General features: G+C 72.6%; 26 protein-coding genes. 7 read left to right on the top strand and 19 right to left on the bottom strand.

The genetic code is table 11. From position 1 onward, the window contains the following. Positions 1-2 precede the first annotated feature (2 nt). The 5 genes from OG439_RS18785 to OG439_RS18765 form a co-directional block, all read right to left on the bottom strand. Positions 3-512, bottom strand: a complete 510-nt coding sequence (locus OG439_RS18785) for a roadblock/LC7 domain-containing protein (protein ID WP_326950649.1) — start codon at positions 510-512, stop codon at positions 3-5. Further along, positions 509-877, bottom strand: a complete 369-nt coding sequence (locus OG439_RS18780) for a hypothetical protein (RefSeq protein WP_247052939.1) — start codon at positions 875-877, stop codon at positions 509-511. The genes OG439_RS18785 and OG439_RS18780 overlap by 4 nt, the downstream gene beginning before the upstream one ends. Before the next feature lie 339 nt (positions 878-1,216). Further along, complete coding sequence (locus tag OG439_RS18775) at positions 1,217-1,387, bottom strand: hypothetical protein (protein WP_247052937.1); 171 nt, start codon at positions 1,385-1,387, stop codon at positions 1,217-1,219. A 61-nt stretch (positions 1,388-1,448) separates the two neighbouring features. Continuing rightward, a complete protein-coding gene (locus OG439_RS18770; protein WP_326950648.1) occupies positions 1,449-2,546 on the bottom strand; it encodes a glycoside hydrolase family 3 N-terminal domain-containing protein in 1,098 nt (365 codons plus the stop codon). A gap of 342 nt (positions 2,547-2,888) precedes the next feature. Further along, the gene (locus OG439_RS18765; RefSeq protein ID WP_326950647.1) at positions 2,889-3,461 is read right to left on the bottom strand and encodes a CGNR zinc finger domain-containing protein; all 573 of its coding nucleotides are present in this window, start codon (positions 3,459-3,461) and stop codon (positions 2,889-2,891) included. A gap of 148 nt (positions 3,462-3,609) precedes the next feature. Between OG439_RS18765 and OG439_RS18760 the strand changes: the two genes are divergently transcribed. The 3 genes from OG439_RS18760 to OG439_RS18750 all read left to right on the top strand — a co-directional run bounded on the left by OG439_RS18760 (position 3,610) and on the right by OG439_RS18750 (position 6,177). Further along, positions 3,610-4,293, top strand: coding sequence for an AzlC family ABC transporter permease (locus OG439_RS18760; RefSeq protein WP_326950646.1), 684 nt, complete (start codon positions 3,610-3,612; stop codon positions 4,291-4,293). Then, the gene (locus OG439_RS18755) at positions 4,290-4,610 is read left to right on the top strand and encodes an AzlD domain-containing protein (protein WP_326950645.1); all 321 of its coding nucleotides are present in this window, start codon (positions 4,290-4,292) and stop codon (positions 4,608-4,610) included. Before OG439_RS18760 ends, OG439_RS18755 begins: the two co-directional genes overlap by 4 nt. Before the next feature lie 643 nt (positions 4,611-5,253). After that, a complete protein-coding gene (locus OG439_RS18750) occupies positions 5,254-6,177 on the top strand; it encodes a LysR family transcriptional regulator (RefSeq protein WP_326950644.1) in 924 nt (307 codons plus the stop codon). Between the two features lie 500 nt (positions 6,178-6,677). Here the strand turns inward: OG439_RS18750 and OG439_RS18745 are convergent, their stop codons facing one another. Genes OG439_RS18745 through OG439_RS18680 form a run of 14 tightly spaced genes read right to left on the bottom strand, consistent with a single transcriptional unit; the run spans position 6,678 to position 20,697 of the window. Continuing rightward, on the bottom strand, positions 6,678-7,403 hold the full coding sequence (locus OG439_RS18745; protein ID WP_326950643.1) for a flavin reductase family protein: 726 nt from the start codon (positions 7,401-7,403) through the stop codon (positions 6,678-6,680). Then, a complete protein-coding gene (locus OG439_RS18740; protein WP_326950642.1) occupies positions 7,400-8,914 on the bottom strand; it encodes an amino acid adenylation domain-containing protein in 1,515 nt (504 codons plus the stop codon). The genes OG439_RS18745 and OG439_RS18740 overlap by 4 nt, the downstream gene beginning before the upstream one ends. A gap of 5 nt (positions 8,915-8,919) precedes the next feature. Next, a complete protein-coding gene (locus OG439_RS18735; RefSeq protein WP_326950641.1) occupies positions 8,920-9,906 on the bottom strand; it encodes a hypothetical protein in 987 nt (328 codons plus the stop codon). A 4-nt stretch (positions 9,907-9,910) separates the two neighbouring features. Further along, the gene (locus tag OG439_RS18730; RefSeq protein ID WP_326950640.1) at positions 9,911-10,591 is read right to left on the bottom strand and encodes a 4'-phosphopantetheinyl transferase family protein; all 681 of its coding nucleotides are present in this window, start codon (positions 10,589-10,591) and stop codon (positions 9,911-9,913) included. After that, positions 10,588-11,724: an acyl-CoA dehydrogenase family protein gene (locus OG439_RS18725; protein ID WP_326950639.1), complete on the bottom strand. Its 1,137-nt coding sequence runs from the start codon at positions 11,722-11,724 to the stop codon at positions 10,588-10,590. The genes OG439_RS18730 and OG439_RS18725 overlap by 4 nt, the downstream gene beginning before the upstream one ends. Further along, the gene (locus tag OG439_RS18720; RefSeq protein WP_326950638.1) at positions 11,717-12,868 is read right to left on the bottom strand and encodes an acyl-CoA dehydrogenase family protein; all 1,152 of its coding nucleotides are present in this window, start codon (positions 12,866-12,868) and stop codon (positions 11,717-11,719) included. Before OG439_RS18720 ends, OG439_RS18725 begins: the two co-directional genes overlap by 8 nt. After that, positions 12,865-13,116 carry an acyl carrier protein gene (locus OG439_RS18715; RefSeq protein ID WP_247052913.1) on the bottom strand — a complete coding sequence of 84 codons (252 nt, stop codon included), beginning with the start codon at positions 13,114-13,116 and terminating at the stop codon, positions 12,865-12,867. The genes OG439_RS18720 and OG439_RS18715 overlap by 4 nt, the downstream gene beginning before the upstream one ends. Positions 13,117-13,127: 11 nt before the next feature. After that, positions 13,128-14,420, bottom strand: coding sequence for a type III PLP-dependent enzyme (locus tag OG439_RS18710; RefSeq protein ID WP_326950637.1), 1,293 nt, complete (start codon positions 14,418-14,420; stop codon positions 13,128-13,130). Beyond that, entirely contained in the window at positions 14,404-15,906 is a 1,503-nt protein-coding gene (locus tag OG439_RS18705) for a class I adenylate-forming enzyme family protein (RefSeq protein ID WP_326950636.1), read from the bottom strand. The genes OG439_RS18710 and OG439_RS18705 overlap by 17 nt, the downstream gene beginning before the upstream one ends. Then, positions 15,903-17,009, bottom strand: a complete 1,107-nt coding sequence (locus OG439_RS18700) for an acyl carrier protein (RefSeq protein WP_326950635.1) — start codon at positions 17,007-17,009, stop codon at positions 15,903-15,905. Before OG439_RS18700 ends, OG439_RS18705 begins: the two co-directional genes overlap by 4 nt. Beyond that, the gene (locus tag OG439_RS18695) at positions 16,999-18,363 is read right to left on the bottom strand and encodes a TrpB-like pyridoxal phosphate-dependent enzyme (protein WP_326950634.1); all 1,365 of its coding nucleotides are present in this window, start codon (positions 18,361-18,363) and stop codon (positions 16,999-17,001) included. The genes OG439_RS18700 and OG439_RS18695 overlap by 11 nt, the downstream gene beginning before the upstream one ends. After that, on the bottom strand, positions 18,360-18,647 hold the full coding sequence (locus tag OG439_RS18690) for an acyl carrier protein (RefSeq protein WP_247052908.1): 288 nt from the start codon (positions 18,645-18,647) through the stop codon (positions 18,360-18,362). Before OG439_RS18690 ends, OG439_RS18695 begins: the two co-directional genes overlap by 4 nt. Before the next feature lie 56 nt (positions 18,648-18,703). Then, complete coding sequence (locus OG439_RS18685; RefSeq protein WP_326950633.1) at positions 18,704-19,432, bottom strand: alpha/beta fold hydrolase; 729 nt, start codon at positions 19,430-19,432, stop codon at positions 18,704-18,706. Next, positions 19,432-20,697, bottom strand: a complete 1,266-nt coding sequence (locus OG439_RS18680; protein WP_326950632.1) for a glutamate-5-semialdehyde dehydrogenase — start codon at positions 20,695-20,697, stop codon at positions 19,432-19,434. The genes OG439_RS18685 and OG439_RS18680 overlap by 1 nt, the downstream gene beginning before the upstream one ends. Before the next feature lie 225 nt (positions 20,698-20,922). On the opposite strand from OG439_RS18680, the gene OG439_RS18675 reads away from it, so the two are divergent. From OG439_RS18675 to OG439_RS18660, 4 genes are read left to right on the top strand one after another with little or no spacing between them, the layout of a single operon-like run. Beyond that, positions 20,923-21,924, top strand: a complete 1,002-nt coding sequence (locus OG439_RS18675) for an aldo/keto reductase family protein (RefSeq protein WP_326950631.1) — start codon at positions 20,923-20,925, stop codon at positions 21,922-21,924. A 22-nt stretch (positions 21,925-21,946) separates the two neighbouring features. Continuing rightward, complete coding sequence (locus OG439_RS18670; RefSeq protein ID WP_326950630.1) at positions 21,947-23,005, top strand: fatty acid desaturase family protein; 1,059 nt, start codon at positions 21,947-21,949, stop codon at positions 23,003-23,005. Next, entirely contained in the window at positions 22,992-24,329 is a 1,338-nt protein-coding gene (locus tag OG439_RS18665) for an O-acetylhomoserine aminocarboxypropyltransferase/cysteine synthase family protein (RefSeq protein WP_326950629.1), read from the top strand. The genes OG439_RS18670 and OG439_RS18665 overlap by 14 nt, the downstream gene beginning before the upstream one ends. Next, the gene (locus OG439_RS18660) at positions 24,326-25,066 is read left to right on the top strand and encodes a gamma-glutamyl-gamma-aminobutyrate hydrolase family protein (RefSeq protein ID WP_326950628.1); all 741 of its coding nucleotides are present in this window, start codon (positions 24,326-24,328) and stop codon (positions 25,064-25,066) included. The genes OG439_RS18665 and OG439_RS18660 overlap by 4 nt, the downstream gene beginning before the upstream one ends. Positions 25,067-25,068 lie beyond the last annotated feature (2 nt).

Genomic DNA, 25,068 nt, shown 5'->3' with positions numbered 1-25,068 from the left:
TCCTACTCCGGTGCCGGCCCGGCGGGGCGCGACCCGGCCGGCGCCAGGGAGGTGTGCCGCAACAGGGTCAGCGCCTGCTTGGCGGCCAGGGTGAACAGCCCCATGGTGATGTCCGGCTGGCCGAACACGACCAGCAGGAGCGACGTTTCGACCGGGAAGACGCAGACGTAACCTGAGCTGCCCTCGAACATCGCGGAGCGTGATTCGCCGATGCCGGCCTGGGCGGTGAACTGCGCGGCGAGCCCGATGGCCGCCGCCGACATGGCGGCCACGCTGTCGGGCTCGACGCTGTCGGTGTCGTCGGCGAGGACCAGGCCGTCGTGGGTGGCCATGAGCAGCCCGGCCACCTGGTCGACCTGACCCCGGATCGTGCGCAGCACCTCGAGGGTGCGGCCCGAGTCGGGCGGCGGGCTCGTGACCGCCCGTTCCGGCGGGCTCGTGGTCGCGGTGGACGGTTTGCGGATCGGCAGCGGCGCTCTGAAGTGCTGGCTGTGGATGTCGGTACCGCTCATACGGACAGGCTGATCTCGATGCGCTTGAGGCTGTGCCGGGCGAGCGCGAGGTTCGCGCGTTCGCGGTCCAGCACGAGGTAGAGGAACAGCGTCGAGTTGCCGCGGGCCGACAGCGGCCGGATCACGTGGTACTGGCGGTGGAGCGTGATGAGGATGTCCTCGATGGCGTCGTCCAGCCCGAGGGAGGCCATCACGCGCAGCTTCGCCCGGACGACCTCGGTGTTGCCGGCCGCGGCGACGTCCAGGTCGAGCCAGTCACCACCGCCCGCCGAGCCGAGCGACATCCCGCTCTCGTAGTCGACGAGTGTCGCGCCGACGGCGCCGGGAATGCTCATCGCTTCTTTCAACGCCAGGTCGATCGTCATGAAAAGGGGTTCTCCTGTCGGGCGATCACGTTCGAGTGCGGCAATCGACGTGCCCGGGCGCGAAGGCTCGCTTCGCGTAGTGGCAGTCCGTTGCGTAGGCAGGTGACGTTATGTGTCCGCGGCGGTGATGAGTACGCCCGTTCGGAGCAATCTGATTAATTCTTCCGGGAGTCAGGGCGGCGCGGCTTTGTGACTTGTTCGCCTGTCCGATGACCTGGTCCGGCATTCGTTTTCCGCGCGGAAGCGGAGTGCGGGCGAGGCTTATCGCGGCGATATGCATTCGGCAAATTGCAGATCGGCCGTTGTCACGCGCGGTCCGCGTGTGACGAGCGGGGAACGCTAGCCGGAGAACCGCTCCAGCTCCGCCGCCGGGAAGTAGTTCTGGGTGACCGCGCCGACACGCACCAGGTACTTGTCGCGCTTGCCGTCGAAGTGGACGACCGTGCCGACGTTCCCGGTCATCGTCCGGCCGGTGATCCGGACGGTCTCGCCCACCTCGAACTCATCCATGACGATCATGGTGCCACGCGGACCGGCCGCCCGGGATCGCTCGGTCCGGTGATGGCCGGCGTCAGGGCAACCGGCTCCGCAGGGCGGAGATCCGGTCGACCGAGGCCGTGAAGTCCGCGCTCGGCAGGGTGCCGTTGCCCAGCGCGCCGGCCAGCGCGTCGGCGGCGCTGTCGCCCTGGGCGACGTCGCGGGCCGAGGCCAGGATCAGGTCCGTTCCCGCGCCGGCCGCCAGCACCGCGCGGTTGCCGGTGGTCCCGTAGCCGTTCAGGGCCCCGGCTTCCAGCGCGTCGGTGATGGTGACGCCGGAGAAGCCGGTGCGCTGCCGCAGTTCCTGCCGGACGACGACCGGGGACAGCCCGGCCGGGCGTCCGGCGTCGAGTGCCGGGTAGACGGCCCAGGACAGCATCACGAGGTCGACCGCGGCCCGGATCGCCGTCGGGTAGGGCGCTTCGTCCTTCGCGCGCAGCTCGGGCAACGGCACGGTCAACGTCACCGGCGCCACGTCGGTGTTCGCGCTCGCCGGGGCCGAACCCAGACCGGGGAAGTGCTTGGCCGCCGCCGCGACGCCGGTGGCCTGTTGCGCGGTGACGGCCGCGGCGCCGAGGCGCCCGGCGACCGCCGGGTCGTTGCTGTAGGAGCGGCCGTAGCGGTCGATGAAGTCGCCGGCCTGGCGGTAGACGTCGAGCACCGGGGCCAGGTTGACGTTCATCCCGGCCGCGGTCAGGGTGCGGCCCGCGCCGGTGCCGGCGGCGGTCGCGGCGGCCACCGGATCGGCCGCCTGCCCGACCTGCTTCTCCGACAGGGCGGGCTCGCCGGGCAGCCGGCGCACCTGGCCGCCCTCCTGGTCGGTCATCAGCAGCAGCGGCCGGGGCACCGGGCTCTGCGCCGACGCGGCGCGCAGCTGCCGCACGACCCCGGCGATCTGCTGGCTGCTCTGGACGTTCTCGCCGAAGAAGATGACGCCGCCCGCTTCGCCGGCCCGGATGCGCTGCAGGAGCGCGTCCGGTGGCGTGAGGCCGGGGTAGGAGTAGATCACCCGCTGGCCGGCGAGCTGCCGGGGCGTCAGGCCGGTGGCCCCGGGAGCGGCGCCCATGGCGCCCGCCAGCGCCACCACGGCGACCAGGGCCGGCAAAGTCCTCCTGCGCGTCACACGGGTCATGGGTTCCGCTCCCTCCAGGTGACGTCCACGGTAACTCCTTCGAGTGGCTGACGGAAATTTTCTGACGGTCCGATATGTGTTCTGCGGCCGTGGGCGTGTCCGGGAATCGCCGAAAACGGACGAGCCGGGCCGGTTCCGCGAGCGGGCAGCCGATGGAGGGGAACAATGCGCGAGAAATTCTCGCCGGTCGCACTTCCGGTCCTGCTGACGGCCTTTCCCGGACCCGGTCCGGGAAAGGCCGTCAGCGCGTCGCGGATTCCGGTTGCGGTGAACGCCGGACCTCCGGTCGTGGAGCGGTTTGCCGGTGGCGTAAGCGGTATCGGCGGGGCGTCTTGTCCACCCTCACGACATCGGGCGGGCTCGGCCCGAGGTGCTCGCGGCCTGGCGGGCCCGGTAGGCGCGCATCTTGTGCCGGGCGCCGCAGACCGACGTCTCGCACCAGCGGCTGACCGCGTTGGGGGAGCGGTCGTAGAAGGCCCACAGGCAGTCCTCCGCGGCGCAGGTCTTCAGCCGGTGCAGGGAACCGTCCAAGCGGGTGGTCACGACGGTGGCGAGCACCCGGGTGATCGCCGTGTCCAGGGCGGTGGCGTCGTCGCCGACGAACTCCGCGCCGGGTGGGTCAACCCGCAGGAGGGGGCGGGTGCCGGTGCGGGCCAGTTCGCCGTTCAACGCGCTCACCGCGGCCGGTGCGCCTTCAGGGGCGCCCAGCAGCTGCCGCAGGGCTTCCCGGAGGCGGCGCACGCGGGTCAGGTCCGCCTCCGTCGGCCGGGCGGGGCACGGCAGGCCTTCGGAATCCGCCCACGTCACCAGGCCGGCCGGAGTGCTCAGGTCGTCCCGGTCCTCCAGTAGCTCGCGGGTGTTGACCAGGCGCTGGACGACGCCGAGCGGAGGTGGTGCGGCGGGACGGGGAACCATGGCAAGCACGTTACCAGCATTTTCGCTGTGTGAGTTACAGGTGAGGGCGGAGATGTCTTGCGGGGCGGTACGGTCACCCGCTCGGGTTACCAACACTCGGCTTTGCTGGTAACGTCAACTCGTGACGAGTCCGAGGAGATGAGCTGTCGTGACCGAAACCACCACTGAACCCCGCTCCCCGGCCCGGGTCGTGCGCCCGGTGCTGCCGGTGGCCGCGGCCGATCTGGCGGACGGCATGGCGTTCGGCGCGCTCGCGGCCTCGGTCGGGATGGGCGTGCTGGCCCCGGTGGCCATGTCGCTGCTCGTGTTCTCCGGCAGCGCCCAGTACGGCGCCGTCGCCGTCATCGGCCAGCACGGCTCGGTCTGGGCCGTGGTCGGCGCGGCGGCCGCGCTCAACGCGCGTTACCTGCTGATGGGCACCACGATCGCCCCGGCGCTGACCGGGTCCGCGTGGTCGCGGGTCGGGACGGCGCTGCTGATCACCGATGGCTCCTGGGCGATCGCCCACCGCGGTGAGGGGCGCTACGACCTGCGCACGCTGCGGGTGGCCGGCTCGTTGTGCCTGTGCGGCTGGACCGCCGGGACCGCGCTGGGCGCCGTCCTCGGCGACGCCATCGGCGATCCGGGACGGCTGGGGCTGGACGCCGCGTACCCGGTGTTCTTCCTCGGCCTGCTGCGTTCGCACCTGAAGACCACGCGCGCGTGGGTCCTGGCCGTCCTCGGCGTCCTCGTCGCGGCCGCGCTGGTCTCCTGGGCCCCGCCGGGTATCCCGGTGCTGGTGGCCGGGGCGGCGGGTGCCGTGGCGGGGGCGGCTCTGGGGGTGCGGCGATGACGTACCAATGGGTGATCGTGCTGGCGCTCGGCGTCACCGCGCTCACGTTGCGGGTCGTGGTGCCGCTGGCCGCCGGTGGGCGGGAACTGCCCGCCTGGCTGCGCAACGCGCTGACCTGCGCGACTCCGGCTCTCATGGCCGGGCTGGTGGTCACCTTGCTGTGGCCGGCCTCGGGTGACGTGTCCTCGATGCGGACGCTCACCGCGCTGGCGGGCGTCGGCGTCGGAGTGGCCCTGCTGGCCGCCAAGCGGTCCATCCTGACCGCGATGATCGGTGCTGCCGTCGTGAGCGCTCTGCTGCGCCTGGTGCTCGGCTGATCCGTCGTCGCCGGGCGCGTTCGTGCGAACAATTCCTAAAAGTGCAAGATCGACCACCGGGCGTCCGTAAACCCGCTGGTCGGAAAGGGACTGCTCCGGCCGCCTGCGGTCGAATCGGGAACTGGAGCGACGTTGCTCTCTTGGGGTGAAGGACAATTTCTCAGCTGGCCACGTTGGGTGAGAACGAGCAGTTTTCCCTGCCGGATAGTGGCAGTTTGCCAGCCACTTACGGGTGGTATCCGAAGTGGGTCAACCAGCGGGTGAGCGTCGGCCAAGGCCGTTCCCCGCCGCCTGGCAAGGACTTTCGGCAAGGGCATGAACGAAATAATCGAATGGTCACCCGGAGCCGGAAAGGGCCGAAGGTGCCGATCGGGGGACGTTCGTCGTGAAGGGTTTCGTGCCGACAGCGAGTAGGCGGCACCTAGGAGGTTTCGTGTTCGGGACCGAGTTCCACCACTGCGGGAGGGCGGCCACCACGGCCGGCCGGAGAGGCCGTCGGCATCTGACGGCGAGCACTTCTCACCAGAACCACGACGAGCGGGAAGAGGCCGTGCCGCGAAAATCCGCCTCGATCGACGAAGGGACCATTCGCCGCGGCGTGGGCATCGACCCCCGCGCCGCTCGCCAGGATCGGTGGTGACCTGTGGACACCGCGTCCCTCACCACTTTCCTCAACGTGGCCGAGCAGTCGAGCTTCACCAAGGCCGCCAGCGATCTGAGCCTGGCGCAGCCGACGGTCACCGCCCGGATCAAGAAGCTTGAACGCGACCTCGCCTGCGATCTGTTCCACCGCACCGGCGCGCTCATCCGGCTCACCACCGCCGGTCAGCGGTTCCGGCGTTACGCCCACAAGATCGTGAAGCTGAGCCAGATGGCGGAGGAGACGGTGCTCGAAGGCGCCGCTTCCGGGGACGCGCTGAGCGTCGGCGCCGACAGCGGGCTCGCCTCCTACCGGCTGGTGCCGATCATCGAGTACCTGTACCGGCGGCACCCCGAGCTGGCGCTGGAGATCCGGCCGATGGAAGAGGACCCGTGGAGCCGGATCGGCGACTCCGACGTCGACTGCGCGTTCTTCATCGACGTCTGCAAGTCCTCGCCGAAGGCCGATTCGACCCTGCTGTGCCCGGAGCCGCTCGTGGTGGTCACCGGCCCGGACGGCCCGCTCGGCCGGGAGCCGGTGCCGACCTCGCGGCTGGCGAAGTACCCGCTGCTGTGCGCGCACCGGGACAGCGGCTACCAGCGCCTGTTCGAGCGGACGCTGAGCGGTGCCGCCGACAGCCGGATCCGGGCGCTGTCCTTCGGCTCGATCGACGCGGTGAAGCACGCGCTGACCGCGGGGCTGGGCATCGCGCTGCTGCCCCGGCTCAGCGTCGCCACCGAGCTGGCCGACGGCCGGCTGGTCGAGGTGCCGTGGACCGCGCCGTTCCAGGTCTTCACACAGGTCGCCTGGCACCGCGAGATCCGCACCGACCCCCGGTTCTCGGTCCTGCTCGACGCGGCGGCCCGCGCGACCGCCGAGCAGGTCGCGGACGCGGGAACGCGTCCGGCCCACCGGTCCGCCCTCTGAGGGCGGACCGGCGAGCCGGTCCTTCTGTCTTCAGGCCCCGAACGGATGCTGCTCTCCGCAGCCCCCTGTCGGGGCCTTCGTCTCGCCACCCTGCGACTGGCGCGGGCCGGGGTCGTGAGTGGTAAGTAGGGTTAGAACCCGACTAAACACTCACGACAAGCCACGGCAGACCCGGGTACCGCACCTGCCGCCCAGGCGCCCGGGTGCGTTCCTTCCGCTCCTCCGCGACGGAGTGCCGCCCCCGCTCAACCGAAGTCCGTGAATGCCACATTGAGGGACACTAGGTCCCTCAATGTGGCATTCACGGCTTACGGCAAGGCTGGGTTGTAGAGCACGGCAGTTGGGGCCGGGGTGGGGTCGTGAGTGGTAAGTAGGGTTCTAACCCGACTAAACACTCACGACGAGCCGCGGCAGAAGCGGTAGCTGGGGCAAGGGTTCGCCCGGCTCGGCGGGCCGCCCCCAGCGGGGCGGCCCGCCGAGCCGGGCGATTGTTCTTTTCCTCAGGCTCCCAGCGGGTATTGCTCGCGGCCGTAGAGCACTGTCGGGGCTTCGTTCGTGTGCCGCAGCCAGACGACCTTGCCGACGACCACGGTGTGGTCCAGCAGCGCCGCGGTGTCGCCCACCTCGCAGACCAGCGCCACCCCCGCCGCGGACAGCACGGGGATCCGGCGCTCGGGCTGCCACGGGACGCCGTCGAACCGTTCGGCCGGGCTGCCGGAGGCGAACTTGCGGGTCAGCGCCCGCTGTGACCAGGACAGCGTGTTGACGGCGAACGAGCCCGTGTCGAGGATGGCCGCGAGGGTCCGGCTGTGGCTGCCCAGCGACACCAGGACGCTCGGGGTGTCGGCCGAGAGCGACATGACGGCGTTGGCCGTGCAGCCGACGGGGGAGTCCCCGGTGACGGTGGTGAGCACGGTGACCCCGGTCGGCAGCTTCGCGATCGCCTGGCGGAATCCCTCCGCGGGCACCAGGTCCGGCGCGGGCGGGCCCTGCGCCGACGGGCCGTGCGTCGCGGACTCCGATGTCACCGGCGTCGAAACTCCCGGCGCCGAAACCTCGTGTGCCGAATCTCCCGGCACCGAAGCCGAAACGCCAGGCGGCGCGGCCTCCTGGGCCGGCATGCCCGGTACCGGCCGGGTTTCGGTGGGCCGGCGGGTGGTGCGGAGCGGCGACTGGGTGACGTGTGCGGTGCGCATGGTCTTCCCTTCCCGGGGTGTGGTGGTCATCCGCGCTGCCCGATCGCTTCCTTGGTGAGGGCCGAGCGGTCGATCTTGCCGTTGACGTTGAGCGGCAGCGTGTCCAGCACGGTGAGCCGCCGGGGCACCATGTACCCGGGCAGCCGGCCGGCGACGGCGGTGAGCAGCCGATCGGAGTCCAGGTCCGAGCCGGTGCACACCGCTTCGAGCTCCGTCGTGCCGCCGCTGCCGGGCAGGGCGAGCACGATCGCGTCGCGCACCGCCTCCTGGTCCCGCAGCACGGCCTCGATCTCGCCGAGCTCGACCCGGTAGCCCTGCACCTTCACCTGCTGGTCCGACCGTCCCAAGTGGACGAGAGAACCGTCCTGCCAGGACACCCGGTCACCGGTGCGGTACCACGCGGTGTCGTCGAGCTCGTCACCCGCGGCGTGCGGCCGCGCGGTCTCGTCGCCCGGGCCGAAGTGGTAGAAACGGCCTTCGTTGGCGGCCGGGTCGAGGTAGCCGGGGAACCGCTGGGGCCCGCGCGCGCAGAGTTCCCCTTCCACCGCCGGACGTCCCCGGTCGTCGAGCACGACGTGGCTGACGCTGGGGTAGAGGCGCCCGATCGGCACGGTCCCGTTGGCGGTTTCCGGCCAGTCCGCCGGGTCGGCCGGCAGCCGGTACTCCGCGCAGCTGATGGTCAGCTCCGTGGGGCCGTAGAGGTTCTCCACGACACCGCCGGGAGCGGCGCGTTGCCAGGCGGTGGCCTGGTGCGTGGTCAGCGGTTCCCCGCAGAACAGGCTCCAGCGCAACGTCGGCATGCTCCCGGGCCGCAGGCTGCGCAGCCGCTGGGCGTAGGACACCATCGAGGGCACCGAGAACCAGTGGGTGAGCCGCTTCTCCGCGACGAACCGCACCGGCGCCAGCAGGTCCTCGCGGCTGGGGACGACGAGCGTCGCGCCGCCGCCCCACGCGGTGAACATGTCGAACACCGACAGGTCGAAGGTCAGGTCGAAGGTCTGCGAGACGCGGCTGCCCGGCTCCATGCCGTAGCGCGGCACGACGTGCTCGAGGTAGGCGCAGACGTTGCGGTGCCGGATCGGGACGCCTTTCGGCCGCCCGGTCGAGCCCGAGGTGAACAGGATGTAGGCCAGGTCCCCGGTGGCGGACGCCGGCGGGGTGCCAGCGGCGCCGCCGGTGGGCTCGGCCATGGCCAGCTCCGGCACGCCGAGGTCGGCGGGGCCCTCGGTGAGGACCAGGTCGAGACCGGCGGCCTCGGCGATCATCCGGTTGCGCTGCGCGGGAAATGCGGGGTTGAGCGGCACGACGGTGCTGCCGAGCCGGTGCGCGGCGAGGTAGCCGGCGTAGGTGAGCACGCTGCGCTCGGCCAGCACGCCGATCCGGGCGGGCACCGACCCCAGCGCGGCGACGGCCTCGGCCGCGACGTGCCCGGCGAGCTCTTCCAGCTCGCTGTAGGTCAGGGTGCGCGCGCCGACTTCGAGCGCGGGCGCGTCGGCGTGCTTCCCGGCCGAGTTTTCGAACCAGTGGTAAAGGGTGTTCATCGTTCTCATGCCTCCGATGCCGGGCCGGCGGTCGTCTTCGTGTTGGTGCGCACCAGGTCGTCGAACGTCCGCTCCAGCAGACCGGCGCGGGGCCGGCCCCTGGCGGCCGACTCCGCGGCGAACCGGACGACCTTGGGCAGCTCGCCCCAGCTCATCGCGGCCGCGGCGGCGTCCTCCGCGCAGATCTCGCCGTTCGCGGCGAGCACTTCGAGCCGGTAGGTGTAGTGCCTGCTCGCCGCCCACAGGTCGTCGCCGTAGCGGGCGGCGGCGGTCTCGTCCTCGGTGAGGACCCCGCTGATGCGGCCGAGCACCTCGGGCAGGACGCAGGTCCAGCCGTCCGGTTCCGCCGCCGGGGCGGCGGGCGCCTCGCCGGCGGAGCGGGCCAGCCAGCGGAACCGGTCCGCGAGCACCGGCTCCACGGCGGCGCCCAGCGCGTGGCGGTCGCGGTTGTCGATCTCCGCCGGCCACGGGGCGTGCGGCGTCAACGCGCGCTCCAGCGCGGCGTCGTCCAGCCAGCCGAGGAACGGTTCCTGGGCGCCGAGCGGGGTCAACGCGCAGAAGTGGTCACCCACCAGCCAGTGCCCGTCGCGCCGGCCGAGCAGCAGCAGCCAGTGCGGCGAGTGCGCGGTCTCGTGCGCGGGGGACCAGGGCAGGTGGAAGGTGTCGGCGACGGTCAGCACCCGCCCCGAGCGGGTGAGCTCCGCGTCGAGGTCGCCTGCGGCCAGCGCCCAGTCCGGGGCCCCGCGGTAACCGAGCGGATCGTGCGTGGCGCTGTCGTCGACGCGGGCGTGCTGGGAGAACACGAGGTCCCCGCTGCCGCCGTCGAGCCGGACCGCGAGCCGCACGGCGTGGGCCAGGCGGGTCTTCACGCCGGGGTCGTCGGCTTCGAGGTAGGCCACCAGGTTGGTGGTGTAGCAACTGAGTTCCGGCACTACGTCCGGGGCGTTGATGAGGTGCACGTCGACCTCCGTCGTCGTGGTCGGGTTCCGCACCGGATCACCAGTGCGGAGCGGTGTGGAAGGCGCAGCTGAGCGGCACCGGCGATCGGGTGCGCAGGCTCAGCCAGGCGAACCCGCCCCAGTGCCCGGACACCGCGCCGGGCGGGACGTCGATCGACCAGGGCCGTCCGGCCATGCCGGTGCCCGCGGCCTTGACGCACGCTTCCTGCACGGTCCACACCCAGGCGAACTCCCGGGCCCGCCACGCGCGGGGCAGGGCGGTGACCTTCGGTGCGTGCGAGCCGAGGCACCGGCGCACGGTCGAGTCGGTCAGCCGGTCCGGGGGCAGCTGGACGTCCACGCCCACGTCCCCGTGCGCGCACACCGCCGCCGCGATCCGGTCCCCGTCGTGGGAGATGGTGATGCCGGGCAGCGCGAGGTCCGGCGCGCCGCCGGCGTCCAGCCGGGGTTTGCCCGCTGGGTCGGCGCGCAGCGGCAGCGCGGCCAGGTCGGGCCGCACCCGCCGCAGCAGGCGCCGCAGCAGGTGCCGGCCGGCGAGGAACTCCGCGCGGCGCCAGCGCGGCCGGGTGCCGGCGTCGGCGAGGTCGCCCGCGTGGGCGAGCGTGTCGCCGAGGTCAGCACGGGCGGCCGAGGCGACCCACACCCCGGGCGAGATCTCGGCGCCGTCGGCGGTGACGTCCAGGCCATCGCCGGCGTCGGCCCGCGTTCCGGCGGTCACGCGCGCAGCTCCTCGAGCAGGGTCCCGGCGCCGTCGGCAACCGCGCCGAGCATCAGCTCGGTCACCCCGCCGCCGATGCCGAACACCGCGGCCTCGGCCCGCACGAGCTGCAGGCCGTCGTCGGCGAACCCGTCGGCGCCGCGCCAGCGCGCGCAGCGCGAGAGCACCTCGTCGGGGGTGATCCCGATCGCGGCCTTCAGCATGGCCGCGCTCGTCGTGTCGTGTTCCTCCACGACCCGTTCGCCCAGGGCTTCGTACAGGGCGCGCAGTTCGCGCACCCGCACCAGGCAGCGCGCGAACTCCTGGCGGACCGAGTCGTGGTCCCACAGCGCGCGGCCGTCGATCTCCCGCTCGGTCAGCGCGGTCCGGGTGTCGGCCAGCACGCGGCTGGTGAGCGCGGTGGCCCACTGGGCGCCGGCGAGGCGCTCGGTGCCCATGTGCCGGGCGAACAGGGCCAGCCCGCGGCCGGTCCGGCCGAGCACGGCCGACGCGGGCAGGCGGACCCCGGAGAACTCGACGTGCCCGGTGCCCGAGCCCGGGAGCAGGGACGTCGTCGCGGGCGTGACCCGCACCCCGGCCGTGTCGGCCGGGACCAGGACCCAGGTGAAGGACGTGAAGTGCCGTCCGGGCCGGTGCCGGGCCAGCACCAGGAAGTACGCGGCGCGCGTCGCCGTGGTCACCCACCGCTTCGCGCCCTCGAGCCGGACGGTGTCTCCGTCGACCTCGATCTCCGTGCCCAGCCCGGTGAGGTCGGACCCGGCCGCCGCGGCGTCCGTGGCGGCCAGCGCGACCTCGCAGTCGCCGTCGGCGACCCGGTCGAACGCGGCCTCGGCCGGCCCGGTCCCGGCGGCCAGGATCGGCAACGCGCTCGCCGACTGCACCAGCACGCTCAGCGTGATGCCGTTGTCCCCGCGGGCGTCGACCGCGCGCAGGGTGGCGCCGAGCCGGTCCGGGTCGGCGACCAGGCCGGTCGGGGTGCGCCGGCGGTACTGCGCCCGCAGCACGCCGGCGGACCCGAGCGCCCGCCACACCTCGGCGGCGGGGGCGTCGGATTCCACAGTGGACAGTGTTTCCGCCGCGTCCGGGGCGGGACCGGCGCGCACGCGCGAGTCCAGCAGCGCTGACTCAGGCAAAACGCACCTCCTGGTCGAGGAGGGTGAGCCGGCCGTCGGCGAGGTGCAGCCGGTCGTTGCTGTAGTTCAGCACCGCCGAGCGCAGGTCCCGCAGCGACTGCTCCAGCCGCGTCGGGGAGTCGCGCAGGTAACCGTGGCGCATCCCGACGGCGTCGACCAGCTCGTCGACGGCGCGGTAGCACTCCTCGGCGGCGGTGATCTTCACGGCGTTGATCAGCAGCTGCACCTTCGGCACGCTGAGGTCCGCGGTGGTCTCGACGACCTCGCGGGCGTGGTCGATCAGCGCGTGCACGGTGTCCAGCCGCTGGCGCGACCGCGACAGCCGCGTCATCAGCAGCTCCGAGCTCAGGTCGGTCTTCCCGCGGCTGCCGCGCAGCGAGCCGATCACCCGGGACAGCGCCCCGGCCGCCGTGCCCAGCCAGCACGACGCCCAGCCGAGGTGGGCCAGCGGCCCGAACACGGTGGTGACGATCGTGTGGAAGTCGCCGTGCCGGCCGACGACCTGGTGGGCGGGCAGCCGCCCGCGCAGCTTCAGGGCGCCGCTGTCGCTGGCCCGCATGCCCAGCGGGTTCCAGCCGCCGGCCGGCTCGATCTCCACCTGCGAGCGGGCGGCGTAGACCAGCGAAACCTGGTTGTCCGCCTCGGAGTCCGGCGACCGCATCGTGATCAGGAACCCGTCGGCGTGCCGGCCCCCGGTGACGATCGGGGCGAAGCGGTCGACGAGCAGCTCGCCGTCGCGCCAGGCCGCGGCGGACTCGGCGGTCAGCAGGTGCCCGCCCTTGCCCGCCTCGGTGGTGACCGAGGCGATGTAGAGCCGGCCCGCGGCGATCTCGGGCACCAGCTCCGCGCGCAGCTTGCCGTCGGCGTGTGCGAGCACGGCGGCGACCTGCTGGCAGTGCATGGCGAAGATCATCGCCAGGGACATGTCCACCCGGCCCAGCTCGACGCTGGTCTCGAGCATGTCGGCCAGCGATCCGCCGAGCCCGCCCTCCTCGGCGGGCACGAGCAGGCCCAGCAGGCCGGTGGCACGCAGCTCGTCGAGCGCCTGCACCGGGAACGCGGCGTCGTCGTCGGTCTCGCGGACGTGTTCGGCGGCGACCTTGGTCACGCGCCCCACGAGCTCGGCGAGGGGAGCGGTGGTCATGACGAGACCCCCTGGTGCTCCAGCTGAGCGTTGACCGCGGTCCACAGCGTGGCCGGGGTGGCGAAGGTGGCGTCGGTGATGTCCTCGTCCGGCAGCGAGATGCCGAACACGTCCTCGATCTCGAACAGCACGTTGATCGACTGCATCGAGTCCAGCCCGCACTCGCGCAGCGAGTCGTCCGGGCCGAGCTCGCGGCCGTTGAGGAACTTCAGGAACGGGGTCAGCAGTTCGGTCATGCGGGGGTCCATCGGTTCGCTCCTCATTTCGGGTCCGCCGAAGCGGGGTCAGTGACCGTGGTGGTCCTGACCAGTTCCACACGCGAGGTCCGCGCGGGGGTTCCGGGGCGGTCGCCGTCGACGACGACCTCCGCCGGCAGGGGGTGGCCCAGGAAGGCGATCAGGCTGGCGTACAGCCCGTAGGCGCCGACGTTCGGCACCGCCACCAGGTCGCCGGGGCTCAGTTCGGGCAGCTTCCCGTTGCGGGTCCAGGTGTCCAGCGGCGTGCACAGCGGGCCGGCGACGAGCGCGTCCAGCGCGGGCGGGCCGGCCGGGCCGAGCAGGTGGGGGTTGAGCGGCGGCAGCCGCCGCATCCCCGACATGCCGCCGAGGTGGTTGATGCCGGACTCCAGCACGACGATGTCCTTGCCCTGCGAGCGTTTGACGTCCAGCACGGCCGTGACGAGGGTGCCCGCGGTGCCGACCAGGTACCGGCCGGACTCGAACACGACCTCCGGGCCCTGCTCGCGCCAGCCCGGCACCTTCTCGCCGAGCAGCGCTTCGAGCCCTTCGCGCAGGCCGGGCAGCTCGCCCGCGGTGCCTTCCTTCGCGAACGGGGCACCGAAACCACCGCCGAGGTCGAGGGTCCGGAAGCGGACCCCGTGTGATGCCAAGGCTTCCTGCAGCCGCGCGGCGGTGTCCAGCGCGCGGCCGAACTGCCCGAGCAGGTCGTCGACCTGGGTGAGGTTGGTGCCCATGTAGAGGTGCAGCCCGGACGCCTCGGCGTGCGCGCCCCCGGCGAAGCGGGCGGGCTCGGCGAGGATCCAGCCGGTGTCGGCGCCGAACTGCGACGGCACGCCGGTCATCGCCAGGCCCTGGCCCGGCACCGGCTGGTCGTCGTTGACGCGCAGCAGGTAGCGGGCGTGGACGCCGGCCTCGCCGGCGAGCCGGTCGAGCTGGGTGATGGCGTACGGCGAGTCCACGGAGAACTCCCGCACCCCGGCCCGCAGCGCGGCCGTGATCTCGGCGTCCCGCTTGGCCGGGCCGGTGTAGAGTACCTGCTCGCCCGCCCAGCCGGCCTCGAGCGCGGCCCGCAGCTCGCCGGAGGAGCAGACCTCCGGGCGGGCGCCGGCCTCGCGCAGCGTGGCCAGGACGTCCGGGTGCGGGTTGGCCTTCAGCGAGTACAGCAGCCCGGTGCCTGCGGGCAGGGCCTCGTCGAGGCGCCGGTGGTTGCGGCGGACCTCGGCCAGGTCGTAGACGTAGGCGGGGGTCGGCAGCGCGGCGAGCTCGCCGGGCAGGTCCGCGAGCGGGGAGGGATGCTCAGCGAGCAGCTCCACTGGACACCTCCTCCGCGATCGAAGCGAGCGCCTTGCGGTCGACCTTTCCGTTGCCGGTCAGGGGAAGCGTGTCCACCAGGCGGCAGGTCGCCGGGATCTTGAACTCCTCGATCCGGGTGCGCATCGCGTCGAGCACGCCGTCGGCGGCCAGGTCGCCGGTGACGAACAGCCAGGCCGGGCGGGTGTCCTTCGGGACCAGCACCGCGGCTTCGCGGACGCCGGGCACGCGGCGGGCGGCGGCCTCGACCTCGGTCGCGCTGACGCGGAACCCGCGCTCCTTGTAGATGTCGTCGCGGCGGCCGTCGAAGTAGAGGTAGCCCTCGTCGTCGAGCCGGCCGTAGTCGCCGGTGCGCAGTTCCGGGAACAGCCCGTCCACGCGCGGGAACTTCTGCTCGGTGAGCTCCGGACGGCGCCAGTACCCGGCCATCACGTTCGGGCCGCGCACCACGATCTCGCCGACCTCGCCGGCGGGCAGCCGCTCGCCGGCGTCGTCGATGACGAAGACCTCCGTGCCGGGCAGGGCCCGGCCGCTGGAACCAGGCCGGTCCAGGTCGCCGTCCACCGGCATGATGGTGGCGCGCTTGCACTCGGTCAGCCCGAACATCAGCTGCACGCGCAGGCCGGGAATGGCTGCACGCAGGCCTTCCAGCGTGCCGGTGGGCATCGCCGCACCGGTGTTGGTGAGCAGCCGCAGGGCGGGGGCGGGCGTCGGACGGCGCCGCAGCAGCGCGCTCAGCGCCTCGGCGACGGCCGGGACGGCGGGCAGCACGGTCGCGCCGGCGCGCACCAGGTTGCCGACCAGCGACGGCCCCACCTCGGTGGGCGCGCCCAGCGTCAGGTTCGAGCCCGCCGTGACGGACAGGAACACCTGGTAGAGCCCGTAGTCGAAGGACAGCGGCAGCGGGCTGTAGACGACGTCGTCGCTGCGGTACTCCAGCACCGAGGTGATCGCCCCGACGGCGAAGAGCAGCTGCTGGTGGGTGCTGACGACGGCCTTGGGCAGCGAGGTCGTGCCCGAGGTGTAGATCAGGCACACGACGTCCACCGGCAGCGGGGGAGCGGGCAGCTCGACGTCGTGACCGGGGCCGGCGGCGAGGTCCTCCACCGAGACGGCGGGGACACCGGCCGCGGCGGCCGAGCGCCGCACCTCGTCGTCGCCGGTCACCATCAGCACCGGCTCGGAGTCCGCGAGCACGTGGTCGAGGCTGCTGCCGCGGACCTGTTCGTGCAGCAGGGAAAACGCGACCCCGGCGCGGGCGGCGCCGAAGACCACAGCGGGCAGCAGGGTGCTCGCCGGGGCGTTGATCAGCAGCCGGTCGCCGCGGCGGGCGCCCCGGTCGGCCAGCGACGCGGCGACGCGCTGCGCGGCGGCGGCGAGCTCGGCGTAGGTCGTCGACTCGCCCCGGCAGGTCAGCGCGGTGCGGTTCGGCCACTGCCGGGCGGCGTGGTCGAGCAGTTCGTGGAGCACTCGAGGGGAGTAGGTCATCGTGTTCCTCCTGCGGCCAGGACGGCGCGGCAGAGGCCGTCGACGTGGGTGAGTTTCTCCGGGACCAGGTCCTCGGCGGCGAACTCGACGCCGAGGTCGCTTTCGATCCGCTCGACGATCTCCATCATCCGGAACGAGCTGAAGCCGGGGATCTCGCCGAGCGCGCCGGCGCCGGCGGGGGGTTCGGTGCCCAGCACGGTCCCGATCACCGAGGTGACGGACTCGCGGACCTGCACCGGGACCTCGGCGGTGTCCACTGTGGACGTCGCGGTGATCTCGACGATGCCGCCGAACGCGGTGTGGTCCGCGGCGAGGCACTCGGCGAGGCGCGGGAACAGCGCCCGCGGCTCCTCCCGGCCCGCGGACACCCGGCGGCTCGCCAGGTAGACCTGCTTGGCCAGCGCGTCCCACTCCGCCAGGTGCGCCCGCACCGCGTCGGTGTCCAGCTCCATGGCCGCGGCGTGCAGGCGGCGGCTGCGGGTGAGCAGCCACGTCTGCAACGTCAGGCCCCGCAGCGCCCGGACCCGGTCGGGGTGATCGGCGTAGGTCGCCACGAACGAGCCGGCGTCGGCCAGTTCCACCAGCGGCGTGCGCTCGGTGGCGGAGCCGTCGGCGACGAGGTCGAAGGTCAGCGCGCCCTCGGGGAGCGCTTCGGCGAACTCCGCGTGGCCGAGCGTCCAGCGGCCCGGCCGGGCCGCGCCCCACTGGGTGTCGTTGTGGTAGCCGTCCACGACGGTGACGCCGTCGTCGGCCGGCTCGACCAGGAAGCTGTGCTCCAGGTGCTGCTCGTGGAAGTAGGGCACCCAGGGCAGGTGGTAGGCGTCGGCCACGACGTAACAGCCGGGGCCCGGTGCGAGGCCGTCCGCGCCGTCGACCCGCTCGCGCCGGGTGACGCGCATTCCCAGCAGGGTGGCGGATTCGGTCACGTGCGCGTCGACCCGCGGCTCGACGGTGGGCAGGCCGTCCGCGCCCGGCCGGGGCCAGAAGCGCAGGACCCGGCCCAGCGCGAGGTGCGTGCCGTCGCCGTGGAGGCGGTCGGCGAGCTCGGCCAGGTTCACCTGGACGCAGTCGAAGAGGCGGTGGTCCAGCGGCTCAGACGGCATGACCACTCCCGGCGATCGCGAGTCCCTGGACCGGCTGCAGCTGGTCCATCGCCGCCAGGAGCGACTGCTCCACGGGCGGCTCGTTGCTGAGCTCGCCGTCCATCAGCTGCTGGTAGGCGGACAGGTCGAGGTAGCCGTGCCCGCTCACGCAGGCGACCACGCCGCGGGTGGGCCGGTCCTCGTCGTCGCGGCCCGAGGCCAGGCGCGCGGCGACGGCCAGCGCGTGCCCGGACTCCGGTGCGGGGAGCACCATCTCCGTGCGGGTGAAGACCTGACCGGCCTCCAGCGCTTCGACCTGGCCGACGGCCCTGGCGGTGATCTGGTCCTGGTGCCGCATCGCGGACAGGACCTTCGCCGCGCCGTGGAAGCGCAGGCCGGCCGAGTGCGAGTCCGGGATCGGGTAGGAGCTGCCGATCGTGTACATCGCCTCCATCGGGCTGACCCCGGTGGCGTCGGTCTTGTCGTAGGCGTAGACGCCGCGGGTGAGCTTCGGGGTGGTGCTGGACTCCGCGGCGACCAGCCGCGGGCACTCCGCCCCGGTCGCGGCGGCCTCGGCGAAGAACGGCAGGGCGAGCCCGCCGAAGTTCGAGCCGGCGCCGACGCAGCCGACGACACTGTCCACTTCGGCCTCCAGCTCGGCGAGCTGCTCGATGGCCTCCAGCCCGATCACGGACTGGTGCAGGATGCTGTAGGTCTCGCCGCTGCCGATGCAGAACGCGGCCCCTTCGGTGCGCCCGGCGTATTCGACGGCTTCGCCGATGGCCAGCGCGAGGCTGTTGAACCCGCCGCCGGCGCGGGCGGCGACCTCGGTCAGGTCGCTCGGGCTGGCGTGCACGGTGGCGCCGAGGGTCCGCATCAGCGTGCCCCGGTAGGGCTTCTTCTGCAGGCTCGTGCCCACCATGAACACCCGGCAGCGCAACCCGAAGATCGAGCAGGCGGCGGCGAGCGCGGTGCCCCACTGCCCGGCCCCGGTCCCGGTGACCAGTTCCTTCACGCCGGCCTTGGCGTAGTAGTAGGCCTGCGCGAGCGCGGTGTTCAGCTTGTGGCTGCCGGAGATGTTGCCGCCCTCGTACTTGACGTAGATCGGCACCCGCGCGCCGACGGCCTCCTCGAACCGGCGGGCCCGCCACAGCTGGGTGGGCCGGAAGGTGCGGTAGGCGTCGAGCACCTCGGCGGGGATGTCCCAGAACTCGCGGCCCGGTGCGGACTGGCGCACCAGCGCGAACGGCAGGTTCACCGAGACCCCGGCGTCCGAGCTGCCGGCGGTCGCCTCCGGGCTGCGGTCGGGCGGCAGCGGCTCGTCCAGGTGCGGCAGCACGCTGCGCCAGCTGGTCGGCATCGCGACGGTGCTCATCGCTGCACCTCCGTCTCGCGGGCGCCTTCGGCGACGACCTCGACGAGGTCGTTGACCGTCTTGAAGGTGCGGCCGACGAACAGGTCGTCGGGCAGTGTCACGTCGAGGGTGTCCTCCAGCTGCACCAGCATGCCGACGAAACCCATCGAGTTGATGCGCAGCAGGTCGCCGCTGAGCGGCTCGTTGTCCTGGATCTCCTCCGGCGCCAGTGAAAGCCGGGATTCGGCGATCACCACGCGCTTGACCGAGTCGGAGACCGTCGTGTGGTCTGGTCCGGTTGTCATCTTTGCCCTCCCAGGCATTCGGGGATCGGTTCGTCGTTCTTCTTGCGCGGGGAAGTTCAGGCCGTGCGGGCCAGGTCGGCGTCGTTCCGGGCGAGGAACTCGTCGAGGTGGCCCAGCACAGCGGGCAGTGCTTTCCGGCCGAACACGTCGAAGTGACCGCAGTGCAGTTCGCGCACGCGCAGCCGCCCGGACAGCCGGGTCCAGTTCTCGATCTGGGTGCGGCGGTTCGGCCCGTCGCACGCCATCAGCAGCGCGGGGCCGGGGTGGGCGCTGGTCACCCGGTGCCGGCCCGACGCGGTGACGTGGGCGTGGGCGGTGGTTTCGGCCGACGGCTGGTCGCGGGGTGCGACCTTGGCGTGGACCGAGCGCATGATCCGCTCGACGACGTCGTCGCGCTGGGTCGCGGTGCCGAACTCGTCCCGGCGGGTGAAGCTGTCGATCATCACCACGGCGGGGGCCGGGCCGGTCTCGGCGAGCCGTGCGCCCAGCTCCCAGGCGAGGACGCCGCCCATGGACCAGCCCACCAGCAGTTCCGGGCGCCGCGGCAGGGTGTCCAGCAGCCGCAGGTACCGCCGCGCCATCGCGTCGACGTCCTCATCGGGCAGCTCGCCTTCGAACAGGCCGCTGGCGCGGATCCCGCTCACCCCGCCGCGGCGGGCCAGCCGCACGGCCAGCGGGGTGTACGGGCTCAGGCCGCCACCGCCGGGGTGCACGAGCACCGCCTGCGAGGCCTGCGGCCGCCGGCTCAGCGGGAGCAGCAGGGGCGGCTTCGCGGGGGCGGTCATCAGTTCGCCTCGCGCAGCCGGCCGTTGGCCTCGACCACCCAGCTGTAGTTCACCAGCGCGGCCAAGGTGATCGGCCCGCGGGCGTGCAGCCTGCTGGTGCTGATCGCGATCTCCGAGCCCAGCTCCAGCGTGGGACCGTCGTTGAGCCGCAGGGACCCGTTGACGACGATGGTGGCCGCGTCCACCCGGTCGGTGAACTCGCCGGTGACCTCCGGGTCGGTGGCGGCGATCGCTTCGCTGTGCCCGGAGCCGTACCGCTGGATGAACTCGACGGCTTCGTCCGGGGAGTCCACCGCCACCACACCGATCGTGCTGTCGAGGAACTCCCGGCCCAGGTCGTGCTCGCCGAGGGCTTCCGCCCGCCACGGCCCGGTCGTCTCCGGCTGCCGGATCCCTTCACCGACCCGCAGGGTCAGCGGCCGGCCGTCGCGGCGGGCGCCGTCGAGCAGCGCCGCCACGAACTCGTCGGCCACCGGCCGGTCGACCAGCGCGATCTCCAGGGACGTGCAGCCGGCCGGGGCGGGCAGCTTGCTGTCCAGCGCGATCGCGACCGCCTGGTCCAGCTCGGCGCTCGAGTGCACGTAGAGGTGGTTGACCCCGCCGCCGCTGGCCAGCACCGGGATGGTGCCCGCGTTGTGGCAGTAGTCGACGAGCGAGGGGCTGCCGCGGGGGATGAGCACGTCGATCTCGTCGGGCCGGCGCAGCAGTTCCTTCATCAGCGCGCGGCTGGGGTCGTCCAGCACGGTGACCAGGCCCGTGGGCAGGTCCGCGTCCTCCAGCGCGGCGGTGACGGCGGCACCGAGCGCGGCGTTGGTCCGCGCGATCTCCTTGCCACCGCGCAGGATCACCGCGTTGCCGGCCGCGACGTTGAGCAGCGCGCCCTCGACGGTGACGGTCGGGCGGGCCTCGAAGATCATCAGCACCACGCCCAGCGGCCGCGGCACGCGGCGACGCGTGCCCCAGTCGCCGATCGGGGTGCCCGGCGGGCGGTGGGTCAGCTCGCGCATCTCGCCGGCGACCGTCGACGTCAGGGTCACCAGGTCCGCCAGGTGCTCCTCGGTCAGCCGGAGCCGGTCGACGAGCACGTCGGGTAGGCCCTGCTCTTGAGCCCGGCCGACGTCGGCGTCGTTCTCCGCGCGGATCCGCGGCCACGCCGAGGTGAGCCGGGCGGCCAGCCCGGTGCAGAAACGGTCGTACGCTTCGGTGCCCAGCGGCGGGGCCGCCACGGTCGCCGCACGTGCGGCGGTCACGATCTTGTCTACCATTGTTCTCCCGACCTCGAACCGGATTCCAGCCGCGGCGACTCCGCGGCGATTCCGATGATTTCCCCCGGTAGATGACTCACGCTCCCACCGGGAAATGGTCGGGGCAAATGTGATCATGGCCCCGCTGATGGGCTCATCAATAGTTTCTATGACCCCATCAACCGCACCCTGTTCCACGGTTCTAAACGTTGACTACGTGGAAATTTCCTTGGAGTGTCTTCAGGCATGGAACATCGACGACTGGGCCGCAGCGGCCTCTCCCTGAGCAGGATCGCCTACGGCAATTGGATCACCCACGGATCGCAGGTGGCGGAAGAACAAGCGAAGAAATGCGTCGAAGCGGCGCTCGACGCCGGTATCACCACTTTCGACACCGCCGACATGTACGCGAACACCCGCGCCGAAGAGGTGCTGGGCCGCGCGCTGGCGGGCCGTCGCCGGGAAAGCCTGGAGATCTGCACCAAGGTGTACTGGCCGACCGGCCCCGGCGGCCCCAACGACCAGGGCCTGGGCCGCAAGCACATCATGGAGTCCGCGACCGGCTCGCTGCGCCGGCTCGGGACCGACTACCTCGACCTCTACCAGGCCCACCAGTTCGACCCCACGGTCGAACTGGAGGAGACCATGCTGGCCTTCGCCGACCTGGTGCGCCAGGGCAAGGTCCTCTACGTCGGGGTCTCGGAGTGGACCGCCGACCAGATCACCCGCGCCGCCGCGCTGGCCCGCGAGCTGCGGGTCCCGCTGATCGGCAGCCAGACGCAGTACTCGATGCTGTGGCGCGTCATCGAAGCCCAGGTCATCCCGGCCTGCGAGCGCGAAGGCATGGGCCAGCTCGTCTGGTCGCCGATGGCCCAGGGCGTGCTCACCGGCAAGTACCTGCCCGGTCAGCGCCCGCCCGAGGGCTCCCGCGCCACCGACGGCGAGGGCAGCGGCTACATGGTCCGCTGGCTGCAGGACGACGTGCTCCGCAAGGTGCAGGAGCTGCGCCCGGTCGCCGAGGAGCTCGGCCTGACGATGGCCCAGCTGGCCCTCGCCTGGGTGCTGCAGAACCCCAACGTCACCTCCGCGATCACCGGTGCCTCGCGCCCCGAGCAGCTCACGGACAACCTCAAGGCCGTCGACGTCGTGCTCGAGGACGCCGTGATGGCCAAGATCGACGAGGTGCTCGACGGCGTCAGCCGCTTCGACCCGACGTTCATCGGCGTGCCGCTGACGGCCCTCGTCTGATCACGACTCCAGGGAGAAACGCGTGTCGGACACCGAATGGGCCTACGACGGAAAGCGCTATCGGTCGCACCGCTTCCCCGGTGAAGTCCGGGCGGAGCTGAAACCCCTCAACCGCAGCGACAACTGGCACGCCGGACTGGCGTGGCTGGAGGACGCCTGCTGGATCGCGGCGTGCGTGTGGCTCTGCGTCGCGGTGTCGTGGTGGTGCTACCCGCTGGCGGCGCTGGTCATCGGCGCCCGCCAGCGGGGGCTGTCCACGATCCTGCACGACTGCGCCCACGGCGTCGGCGCGGCCGACCACCGGGTGCGGATGCTGCTCGGCACCGTGCTCACGGCGTACCCGATCTTCCAGCAGCACTACGCCTACAAGGTTTCGCACGTGTTCACCCACCACCCGCGGCTGGGCGATCCGGACCAGGACCCGGATCTGCGGTTCTTCATCGAGCAGGGGGCCTACCGGGCCGCGTCGCCGCGGGCCTACGTCCGGCGGGTGGTGCTGATGCCGCTGTTCGGCACGCAGACCTGGGCCTACCTGCGGTACCTGGTGCGCAACCGGTACCGGGTGCTGCGGGCGGGCCGCTCCCAAGAGGCGTCGCCGGTCCAGCCCCGCAAGCGGGCGCTCGACCGCGTCGGGTTCTGGGCGTTCTGGGCCGTGGTCGCCGGCGTGTGCTGGTCACAGGGCTGGACGATGGAGCTGCTGCTGTTCTGGTTCGTGCCCTACCTGACGAGCTTCCAGATCCTGGGCTGGTACATCGAGCTGTCCGAGCACACCCCGCTCGTCCGGGACTCCCGGGTCGACCTGCACATGACCCGCAACCGCAAGAGCCGCGGCTGGGAGAAGTTCCTCACCGGCATCCACAACGACAACTACCACCTGGAACACCACCTCGACCCGCGCACGCCGTTCTGGAACCTCGGCAAGGCGCGGCGGGTGCGGCTGGCCGATCCGGAGTACGCCGCGGTCGACGCCGTGCTGGGCGGTCTGTTCACCCGCGGGCCGCAGGGCCAGCCCAGCGCCGTCACCGCGATCGTCACGTCCATGTCCGAGCAGCCGAGGGAGCACGCCCATGCCGGTCGGTGACAGAGCCGCCAGCACGCCGAAGCAGTACCGGCGGCCCGAGTCCGCGGTGCTGCACGCCGGCGCCGAGCTGCGCACCGGCCCGACCGCGCCGGTGGTCACGCCCATCTTCCAGACCGCGGCCTACGAGCTGCCCGGCACCGGGGCCGCCGCGGGCATCTTCGACCTCAGCGAGGACGGCCACGCCTACACCCGCCTCAACAACCCGACGTGCGACGTCCTCGAGGCGCGGATCGCCGCGGTCGACGGCGCCCCGGCGGCACTGGCCGTCTCGTCCGGCCAGGCCGCGACCACCGTCGCGCTGCTCAACCTGTGCCAGGCCGGCGACAACATCGTCAGCTCCGACGAGCTCTACGGCGGCACGTGGAACCTGCTGGCCAACACCTTCGCCCGGTTCGGCATCGAGACCCGGTTCGTCAGCCCGGAGGACCCGAAGAACTTCGCCGCCGCCACCGACGAGCGCACCCGGTGCTACTTCGGTGAAACCCTGCCCAACCCCAAGCTGCGCATCTTCCCCATCGAGGACGTCGCCGGGCTCGCGGACCAGGCCGGGGTGCCGCTGGTGCTGGACAACACCCTGCTCCCGATGGTCTGCAACCCGCTGAAGTTCGGCGCGAACATCCTGGTGTACTCGGCGACGAAGTACATCGGCGGGCACGGCAGCGCCCTGGGCGGGCTCATCGTGGACGGCGGCACCTTCGACTGGACCCGCCACGCCGCGCGGCACCCGCTGCTCACCGAGCCCGACGCCGCCCACGGTGGCGAGGTGTGGACCGAAGCCGGTGCCGGGCTCGAAGGCGCGCTGGGCCGCAGCCCGTACCTGCTCAAGGCGCGGGAAACGCTGCTGCGCGACCTCGGGCCGTGCCTGAGCCCGTTCAACGCCTTCCTGCTCATCCAGGGCATCGAGACGCTGCCGCTGCGGATGCGGGCGCACGGGGACAACGCGGCCGCGGTGGCCCGGTTCCTCGCCGCGCACCCGGCGGTGGCCTCGGTCCGCCACCCGAGCCTGGCCGGCGGGGAGCAGGCGGACCTGCTCAAGCGCTACCTCGGCGGCAACGGCGGCCCGCTGGTGCAGTTCGAGCTCACCGGCGGGCAGGAGGCGGGCAGCCGGTTCATCGAAGCCCTCCGCCTCTTCGCGCACGTGACCAACATCGGCGACGTCCGGTCCCTGGCCACGCACCCGGCGTCCACCACCCACGCCCAGCTGCCCGTGGCCGACCAGCTCGCGGCGGGCGTGACCCCGGGCTCGGTCCGGCTGTCCCTGGGCCTGGAGCACCCCGACGACCTGCTCGAAGACCTCACCCAGGCGCTGGAGCAGGCCCGGTGAGCCGCCCGCTGATCGCGCTCGCCGCGTCGGCCGAACCGGTCGACGACGTGTCGCACATCGCGGTGCGCGAGGTCTACGTCCGGGCCCTGGAACGGGTTTCCGGCTGCGCGGTGGCCGTCGTCGGCGGCCCCGCGCCGTACCTGGCGGAGCTGCTCGGCCGGTTCGACGGCGTCGTGTTCGGCGGCCACCAGACCGACGTCCAGCCCGCCCGCTACGGCGGCACCCCCCGGCTCGCCCCGGCGGACCCGGCCCGCGACGAGCTCGCGTTGCGGGTGCTGCCCGCCGCGTTGCGGGCACGGCTGCCGGTGCTGGGGGTCTGCCGCGGGCTGCAGGAGCTCAACGTCGCCCTGGGCGGCACCCTGCGCGACCTGCCCCACGACGGGCACCGCGAGGACCTCTCGCAGCCCCGGGACCGGCAGTACCTGCCCGCCCACGAGATCCGCCTGCGCGAAGGCGGGGTGCTGCGGCGGCTGCTGGGCACCTCGGCCGTCTCGGTCAACTCGCTGCACCACCAGGCCATCGACCGGGTCGCCCCGGACCTGCGGGTGGAAGCGGTGTCGGCCGACGGCGTGATCGAGGCCGTCTCGGCCACGACGGGCTCGTTCTGCCTCGCCGTGCAGTGGCACCCGGAGTGGTACGCGGGCACGGACCCGGTCTCCGCCGCGCTCTTCCGCGAGTTCGGCGTCGCGGCCCGGCTGGCGGCCGACCGCCGATCGCACCTGGCCGCGGCCGGCTGAGC

Origin of the sequence: Amycolatopsis sp. NBC_01307 (assembly GCF_035975215.1) — a bacterium.
Lineage (GTDB): Bacteria > Actinomycetota > Actinomycetes > Mycobacteriales > Pseudonocardiaceae > Amycolatopsis.
This window is presented reverse-complemented; position numbering and strand designations above follow the sequence as displayed.